Here is an 8,329-nt window from a genome sequence, read left to right as displayed (position 1 = left end):
GTATGTCCTCAATACCTATGCTACGCACGCCCATCCGGAACATTTTCATGAAGAGATCGTCGGCGGCATTATCGGTGCGGTCGATCTGTACCTGATCGGCGTCGTCATGATCATCTTCTCGTTCGGTTTGTACGAGCTGTTCATCTCCGACATCGATCCTGCCAAAGACGAAAACGGCAAAGAAAACCAGCTCCTTGCCGTCCATTCGCTCGACCAACTCAAGGATAAAATCTCCAAAGTCATCGTCATGGTTTTGGTCGTCGGTTTTTTCCAGAAAGTCGGGCACACCGTATTTACAGGAGCGCTGGAGCTGTTGTACCTCGCCCTCTCGATTACCGCCGTCGCCGTAGGGCTTTATTTCCTCAGCAAAGTGGGTCACCACGACCATTGATAATTCATGAATAATCCGTCTTTGCGGCATCCTTGAAAGCCGTATGCGGAGGCAGAAGTGCCGGGAGCATACGAGCGCTTTGCCGCAAAGATGCACTTCTTTTGCTTCTTTTCTTGGTGGCAAGAAAAGAAGAAACAGAAACAATGAAAAGGATTCTAATATGAGCAAAATTTTCGTCGACGCCTGCTTCGGCAAGGAAACCCCCTACACTCCCGTATGGATGATGCGCCAAGCTGGAAGATACCTTCCTGAATACATGGAAGTGCGCAAACGCGCCGGAAACTTCCTCAACCTCTGCCACGCCCCCGATATGGCGGCCGAAGTGACCATCCAGCCCGTAGACCTCGTCGGCGTCGATGCCGCGATTTTGTTCAGCGATATTCTCGTCGTTCCCAACGAGATGGGGATGAAACTCGACTTCATCAAAGGCGAAGGCCCGGTTTTCGAAAAACCGATCGCGTCCGAAGAAGATTTGAATGAACTGATCGGCGGGGACGAAGCGGCATCCAAGCTGACCTATGTCTATGAAACGATCAAAATTCTGCGTGCACAGCTCGATGCACGAGACGATGAGAAAGCGTTAATCGGGTTTACCGGCGCACCGTGGACGCTGGCAACCTACATGATCGAGGGGCAAGGGACAAAGACCTACAACATCTGCAAAAAGATGATGTATTCCAATCCGGAACTTTTGCATAAGATTCTCCGCAAAGTGACCGAAGTGGTCAAACGCTATATGGAAAAACAGATCCAATCGGGCATCGACGTCGTTCAAATCTTCGACAGCTGGGCTGCGGCTATCGAACCGAGCCGGTACGACGAGTTCTCGTGGAGCTACATGGTCGAAATTGCCGAGTACCTCAAAGGCAAATATCCCCATATTCCGATTATCATGTTCCCCAAAGGAATCCCGGCATTTTTGGATCAGGTCTACGGCAACTTCGACGTCTTCGGCGTCGACTGGAGTACCCCGATGGCGCTGGCCAAAGAAAAACTCGGAGACCGCTACGTTCTTCAGGGGAACATGGAGCCTTGCCGCCTTTACTCCAAAGAACAGACGACGGCGTGCGTCGAAGCGATCCAGGAGATCATGGGCGGTAAACGCCATATTTTCAACCTCGGACACGGAATTCTCCCCGACGTCCCGGTCGAAAACGCGAAACACTTCGTTGCCGAGTGTCAACGGGTGAGTAAAAAAAGCTAAGACCGATGAGCGTTATATTCGGTCCTGTCTGTTCCCGCCGTTTCGGCGCGTCGCTCGGGATCGATCTCTCCGCGTCACTCAAGCAGTGTAATTTCGACTGTCTTTATTGCGAGCTTACTCCCGCCAAAGCCATCCGCCATCAGCACGACGTCACCCCGGTCGATACCATCGTTGCCGATTTGCGCTCCGCTCTGAGGGAGCACCCTTCCCTAGACGTCATAACGATCACCGCGAACGGTGAACCGACGATGTACCCGCATCTCGACGAACTCATAGACCGCATCGACGGCATCAAAGGGGAAATTCAAACGCTGATCCTCTCCAACAGCGCCAACCTGAGCGATGAGAATGTTTTTAATACACTTCTCAAACTCGATCAGGTCAAACTCTCTCTCGACGCGGCGCGGCCGGCCACTTTTAAAAAAATCGATCGCCCAGCCGAGGGGATCGATATCGGCCGGATCATCGATGCAATCGAACGTTTTTCACACCGCTTCAGCGGGAAACTCTTCATCGAAATCCTTTTTGTCAAAGGGGTCAACGACGCTTCTGAAGAGATCGAAGCCTTGAACAACGCGTTGCGGAACGTGCGGTGCGACCGGATCGATATCGGTACAATCGACCGTCCTCCGGCCTATCCGGTCGAAGGGCTCAGCTTCGGCGAGCTTCATGCCATCGCGCACCGTTTCGATCCCGCGTTACCGATCCATATCGTCTCCCGTACCCATGCTTCGGCTCAGCCCGGTTCGTACAGCGATGAGGAGATTCTTACCACGCTTGACAAGCGTCCTCTGACGCAAGACGACATGAACGCGTTGTTTGACGATGCCTCTCAGACACGTTTTCAAAAACTCTGCAACGAGGGTCGGATTGGAAAAATTGAGAGATCCAATGTCATTTTCTATCTTCCTGCCAAGAATATTGAGAGAAAACGCTCTAAATAAGTCGTTCTTTATTGACAATTCAACCTTCATAACGTATAATTACGCCTCTTAAATATTCCGAATTAGCTCAGCGGTAGAGTAGGTGACTGTTAATCACTTGGTCACTGGTTCGAATCCAGTATTCGGAGCCATTTTAAGAACTCCTTTTTTATACATTCCGAATTAGCTCAGCGGTAGAGTAGGTGACTGTTAATCACTTGGTCGCTGGTTCGAATCCAGCATTCGGAGCCACCTTTTATCAACTTCCATCTTTTTTTACTAACTTATGACTCTTGATTTGACCGTTTCAAACCATTATTCCCGTCGTTCAGCACACGATCTCTCGTTTTTAAATTGATATCTAATCCGTCATTGCGTATAATCTCTCTTTATTTAGTCTATCTACGGGAGTGCTATGAAAGGGATTATCTTAGCCGGCGGCAGCGGTACGCGACTTTATCCGATCACCAAAGGGGTCAGCAAACAGCTGGTGCCGATCTACGACAAACCGATGATCTATTACCCCCTTTCCGTGCTGATGCTCGCCGGTATCCGTGAAGTATTGATCATTTCAACCCCTCACGATCTGCCCCGTTTCGAAGAGTTACTCGGAGACGGCAGCGATATCGGGATGCGGTTTGAGTATTGCGTACAGCCTTCTCCCGACGGTCTGGCGCAGGCGTTTATCTTGGGTGCCGATTTCATCGGGGACGACGATGTGTGTCTCGTACTCGGCGATAATATTTTTCACGGCCACGGCCTGACGAAAATGCTCGCGCAATCGGTGCGCAACGTGACCGAAGAGGACAAAGCGACCGTGTTCGGCTATTGGGTCAAAGACCCCGAACGCTACGGCGTCGCGGAATTCGATCAGGAGGGGAACGTCCTCTCCATCGAAGAAAAACCCTCCGATCCCAAAAGTTCGTATGCCGTCGTGGGGCTCTATTTTTATCCCAACAGCGTCGTCGAAATCGCCCGAAACGTGAAACCTTCCGATCGGGGAGAACTCGAAATCACAACCGTCAACCAAGCGTATCTGGCCAAAAATGCCCTCAAAGTAGAGCTGATGGGACGCGGATACGCATGGCTCGACACCGGAACCCATGAAAGCCTGCTCGAAGCGAGTATGTTCATCCAGACGATCGAAAACCGTCAGGGGCTCAAAGTCGCCTGTATCGAAGAGATCGCTTACGAAATGGGATACATCACGAAAGAGAAGCTTTTGGAACTCGCTCAGCCTCTGAGCAAAAACCAATACGGCCAATACCTGATCCGAAGAGCCAACGAAGGGAAAGTCGGAGAATGACGTTTACGCGAACTGCCATACCCGATGTCGTTATCATCGATCCCAAAGTACACGGCGATCCACGAGGCTATTTCGTGGAGACGTTCCGTGCCGACAAACTCTCGGAATTCCTTGGCTTTGATGTCTCTTTTTGCCAGGACAACGAATCTGCAAGCAATTACGGCGTACTGCGCGGCCTGCACTATCAGCTTCCTCCCCATGCCCAAAGCAAATTGGTTCGCGTGATCGAGGGGGAAGTGCTCGATATCGCCGTCGATATCCGTCAAGGTTCTCCTACCTTCGGGCACCACGTTGCCGTTCGCCTCTCAGGCGAGAACAAACGTCAGATCTTTATCCCGCGCGGGTTTGCCCACGGATTTGTGGTCTTGAGCGAAACGTGTACCTTCGCCTATAAAGTCGACAACTACTACAGCCCCGAATGCGACCGGGGAATCGCGTTCAATGACCCTGCACTGGATATCGACTGGGTCGTTGAAAAAACCGGGCTTCAACTCTCCGCCAAAGATACGCGGCAGCCGTTGCTGAGCGATGCCGATCTGTTCGAATACGGAGTCGATCTCTATGCCTAAGATTCTGGTAACGGGAGCCAACGGACAGCTCGGGAGCGAACTGCGTGCGTTGAGCTTCTTTTATCCTCAGTATGAGTTTACGTTTACGGACCGCGGCACGCTCGATTTGAGCAATCTGTGCAAGATGGAAGATTATTTTACGGACAAAACGTTCGATGCCATCATCAACTGTGCCGCTTATACCGCCGTTGACAAAGCAGAAACCGAATATGAACTGGCCGACACGATCAACCGCCGTTTCGTCTCCATGCTTGCCAAGATCGCCAAGATCAATAATACCGCCCTCGTTCATGTCTCCACAGACTACGTGTTTGACGGAAAAAATTATCGCCCGTATATCGAGACGGATCCGACCGATCCTCAGGGAGCCTACGGACGGACCAAACGCGACGGCGAAAACGCCGTTCTCGCCGTGGCTCCGGCCAATACGGTGATTCTGCGCACCTCATGGGTTTATTCCGCTTTCGGCAGCAATTTTGTCAAAACGATGCTTCGGTTGGGCCGCGAACGCGACTCGCTGGGAGTGATATACGATCAGATAGGGACTCCGACCTATGCACGCGATCTGGCCGCGGCGATTTTGGAAATTCTGCCGCAGATCAACAACGCCGCACCCGAAATTTATCACTACAGCAACGAAGGCGCTGCCAGCTGGTATGATTTTGCCAAAACGATCTTCGAACTTTCCGGCGTTGAGTGTGCCATCAACCCTCTGACGACCGATCAGTATCCGACTCCGGCGATGCGTCCCCATTACAGCTTGCTGAACAAAACAAAAATCAAAAACGATTTCAATCTCGTCATTCCGTATTGGAAAGACAGCCTTAAACAATGCCTTGAACACCTAGGAGAATCCCAATGAAAACCATTTTAGTCACCGGATGCGCCGGCTTTATCGGCAGTAATTTCGTCCCCTACTTCCTTGAAAAATATCCCGACATGCGTCTGATCAATCTTGATCTGCTGACCTATGCCGGAAATCCGGACAATCTCTCGGAAGTCGGCAATAACGACCGTCATGTCTTCGTTCAGGGGGACATCTGCGACCGCAGCCTCGTCGAATCACTTTTTAAACAATACGATATTCGCGGCGTCATCCATTTTGCGGCTGAAAGCCATGTCGACAATTCGATCAAAAACCCGGGCGTATTCGTCCAAACCAATGTCAACGGGACCTTCACCCTTATCGACGTTGCGTATAAAGCATGGATGGAAAAGCCGTTTGTGTATAAAGCCGGCTATGAGGGCTGCCGATTTCATCACATCAGTACCGACGAAGTCTACGGAACTCTCGGAGAGAGCGGTCTGTTCACCGAAGAGACCTCGTACGCTCCCAACAGCCCCTACAGCGCGTCAAAAGCGGGAAGCGACATGATCGTGCGCAGCTATCACCATACCTACGGGATGGACACGGTCATCACCAACTGCTCGAACAACTACGGCCCAAAGCAGCACGACGAGAAACTGATCCCGACCATCATCCGCAAAGCGATTGCAGGTGAGAACATCCCCATCTACGGCGACGGCAAAAACATCCGTGACTGGCTCTACGTTCTCGATCACTGCAAAGGGATCGATCTGGTCTACCACACCGGCAGAAGCGGCGAAGTCTATAACATCGGCGGACGCAACGAGCGCAACAACAACCAGATCGTTGAACGCATCTGCACCCTGCTGGATGCGATGAAGCCCCGTCCTGACGGCAAAAGCTACCGCGATCAAATCACGTACGTCGAAGACCGTGCCGGGCACGACCGCCGCTACGCCATCGATGCGACCAAAATCGAAACCGAACTGGGCTGGAAAGCCGACGAAAACTTCGATACCGGGATCGTTAAAACGGTCGAATGGTATTTGAAAAAATACAGCCCTAGCGTGAACTGATCATGACCCCGCCAAAGGACGTTAAACGAGCATTGATCCTCCGCTGCGGGGCACTGGGGGATTTGGTCTATTCGACATCCGTCATCGATGCACTCAGAGCCCAGTACGGAGACGACGTCATCATCGACTTCATCTGTACTCCGGGTACCGCCAAGCTCTTTGAATACGACCCGCGCGTTCGTCATGTCTTTCATCTCAAACACAAAAAACTGCCCATTTGGCTTAGTCCGCAAAAACGTGCCATTATCCGTGCGTCCAGAGAAAATCCCTACGATCTTTTTATCAATTTTGAAATGGGAAAACAGTTCCGTTCGCTCTCGGAAGCCATTGCGGCGAAACATAAAACAGGGTGGTTTTTCAGCCAGCCCGTTTTTTCGGAGAACTCGCATATGGTCGATATCTGCAAATCGTTTTATGCCTCCGTCGTAACGCCCGATATCCTTCAAAACGCGATGCCCAGAATCGTCGGAAGAGATTTTGCGGAAGTACGGGACAGGTTAACGCTTCCCGATCGCTATATCGTCCTCAGCCCCAGCAATTCGCACAACAAAAAAAGCCGGCTGAACTATCGAGCGTGGCCCCAATCTCATTGGAAAACACTTATTTCCATGCTCCCCTCAGACCTTCCTTTGATTGTCGTGGGCGGCAAAGGAGAAGAAGCGTTTTTCGACGCCATCAAGCCCTACCCCGCCAATGTCATCGATTTAGTGGGACGTACGTCAATCTCCGAGATGATCGCCATCATCGGCCACGCGAAAGCTCTCGTCGTTACCGATACCGGCACGGCGCACATCGCATCGGCGATGAATACGCCCGTTTTCTGCCTGATCGGACCGACTCCCGCGAACGTCACAGGACCGTATCAATCTGCCGAAAACGACGTCCATATTCTCTCCGCAGGGCTTCCCTGCTCGCCTTGCTACAAAACGAAAACGATGCGGCAATGCCGCGACAATATCTGCATGAGCCAGATTACGCCGGAAACGGTCATCAAAAATCTCGCGGAAGCGAATCTATTTAATTAGTAGCTTCCCTTACGCAGTAAAACAACCTGCACCGTCTTTATCAGAATAACAATATCATTCCATATGCTCCAGTTTCGAACGTACCACACATCAATTTCAACACGGCTTTGAAAGTCTATGTCGCTTCTCCCGCTCACTTGCCATAGCCCGGTAATACCGGGTTTGACGGAGAGAATCATGTCGGCTTTGTCTCCAATCTTGATTTTTTCATCACCCATATACGGGCGGGGCCCGATCAAACTCATTTCCCCTTTTAGAACATTGAAAATCTGCGGCAATTCATCCAGTGATGTTTTTCTCAAAAAAGATCCGATTTTAGTGATGCGCGGATCATTCTCATATTTATGATACGTTTCATAATTAGTGATCTCTTCGGGATGTTCTTGTAAATACGTAGCCAACAACGGTTCACCGTTTTCTTTCATGGAACGAAATTTATAACAATAAAATTCTTTAGATCCCTCACCTAGCCGAATTTGTTTGAAAAATACACTTCCGCCGTCTTCTCTCTTGATTAAGAATGAAATTATTCCTATACCGAGCAAGAGAATCGGGAGTAGCAGCATCGCCAATGCATAATCGATAATAGTTTTAATCGTTCTATTTATGCTATCAAGCAAATTATTCTCAACCAAAATGAGATTCGCCCTGGCATTAAAAAGATGGATGATGTGCGCGTCACTGAAATCAAAATTTTTAACGGCGGGAATAAAAATCACCTCTTGGTGATTTAACAAAGCGTCGTGAAGTATTTTTTCAATTTGATCTTTCGAATGTGATGATGAAACAAAAAGAGTTTTTGCATGATCGCGCTTCGAACGGACATATCCAAGATAAGGGTTGGTAAATACATGTTTAGAAAAAAACGGATCTCTCCCGATCAGCTTTGCTTCTTTTTGCCATAATTTCATTTGGAATAAAACTCTTTTTACCCCATTTTTTTGTAAAGGTATAATCATAGCCGCGTATACAAATATTGCGATGAGAATAAAGCGGGAATAATCTTCTGCCTGCTTCGTCATAGCCA

General features: G+C 49.9%; 9 protein-coding genes and 2 tRNA genes. 10 read left to right on the top strand and 1 reads right to left on the bottom strand.

Annotated features, from left to right (window positions below):
* From JU82_RS05535 to JU82_RS05490, 10 genes are all read left to right on the top strand, one after another.
* On the top strand, positions 1–391 hold a 391-nt coding region (locus JU82_RS05535), incomplete at its 5' end, for a YqhA family protein (RefSeq protein ID WP_037947693.1).
* A gap of 160 nt (positions 392–551) precedes the next feature.
* On the top strand, positions 552–1,595 hold the full coding sequence (gene hemE / locus JU82_RS05530; protein ID WP_037947690.1) for a uroporphyrinogen decarboxylase: 1,044 nt from the start codon (positions 552–554) through the stop codon (positions 1,593–1,595).
* A 5-nt stretch (positions 1,596–1,600) separates the two neighbouring features.
* On the top strand, positions 1,601–2,539 hold the full coding sequence (locus JU82_RS05525; RefSeq protein ID WP_037947687.1) for a radical SAM protein: 939 nt from the start codon (positions 1,601–1,603) through the stop codon (positions 2,537–2,539).
* 56 nt (positions 2,540–2,595) lie between these two features.
* Positions 2,596–2,670: transfer RNA gene (locus JU82_RS05520), tRNA-Asn, on the top strand.
* Positions 2,671–2,695: 25 nt separating this feature from the next.
* A tRNA-Asn gene (locus JU82_RS05515) sits at positions 2,696–2,770 on the top strand.
* A 163-nt stretch (positions 2,771–2,933) separates the two neighbouring features.
* Positions 2,934–3,824, top strand: a complete 891-nt coding sequence (gene rfbA / locus JU82_RS05510) for a glucose-1-phosphate thymidylyltransferase RfbA (protein WP_037947683.1) — start codon at positions 2,934–2,936, stop codon at positions 3,822–3,824.
* A complete protein-coding gene (rfbC, locus tag JU82_RS05505) occupies positions 3,821–4,393 on the top strand; it encodes a dTDP-4-dehydrorhamnose 3,5-epimerase (protein ID WP_037947681.1) in 573 nt (190 codons plus the stop codon). Before rfbA ends, rfbC begins: the two co-directional genes overlap by 4 nt.
* The gene (rfbD, locus tag JU82_RS05500) at positions 4,386–5,255 is read left to right on the top strand and encodes a dTDP-4-dehydrorhamnose reductase (RefSeq protein ID WP_037947677.1); all 870 of its coding nucleotides are present in this window, start codon (positions 4,386–4,388) and stop codon (positions 5,253–5,255) included. The genes rfbC and rfbD overlap by 8 nt, the downstream gene beginning before the upstream one ends.
* The gene (gene rfbB / locus JU82_RS05495; RefSeq protein ID WP_037947675.1) at positions 5,252–6,277 is read left to right on the top strand and encodes a dTDP-glucose 4,6-dehydratase; all 1,026 of its coding nucleotides are present in this window, start codon (positions 5,252–5,254) and stop codon (positions 6,275–6,277) included. The genes rfbD and rfbB overlap by 4 nt, the downstream gene beginning before the upstream one ends.
* 32 nt (positions 6,278–6,309) lie before the next feature.
* Positions 6,310–7,302, top strand: coding sequence for a glycosyltransferase family 9 protein (locus tag JU82_RS05490; protein WP_294892258.1), 993 nt, complete (start codon positions 6,310–6,312; stop codon positions 7,300–7,302).
* Here the strand turns inward: JU82_RS05490 and JU82_RS05485 are convergent.
* A partial coding sequence (locus JU82_RS05485) for an exopolysaccharide biosynthesis polyprenyl glycosylphosphotransferase (protein WP_037947670.1) occupies positions 7,299–8,329 on the bottom strand: 1,031 nt, incomplete at its 5' end. The two genes, JU82_RS05490 and JU82_RS05485, sit on opposite strands and share 4 nt — an antisense overlap.

Source organism: Sulfuricurvum sp. MLSB (assembly GCF_000747095.1).
Classification (GTDB): Bacteria; Campylobacterota; Campylobacteria; order Campylobacterales; family Sulfurimonadaceae; genus Sulfuricurvum.
This window is presented reverse-complemented; position numbering and strand designations above follow the sequence as displayed.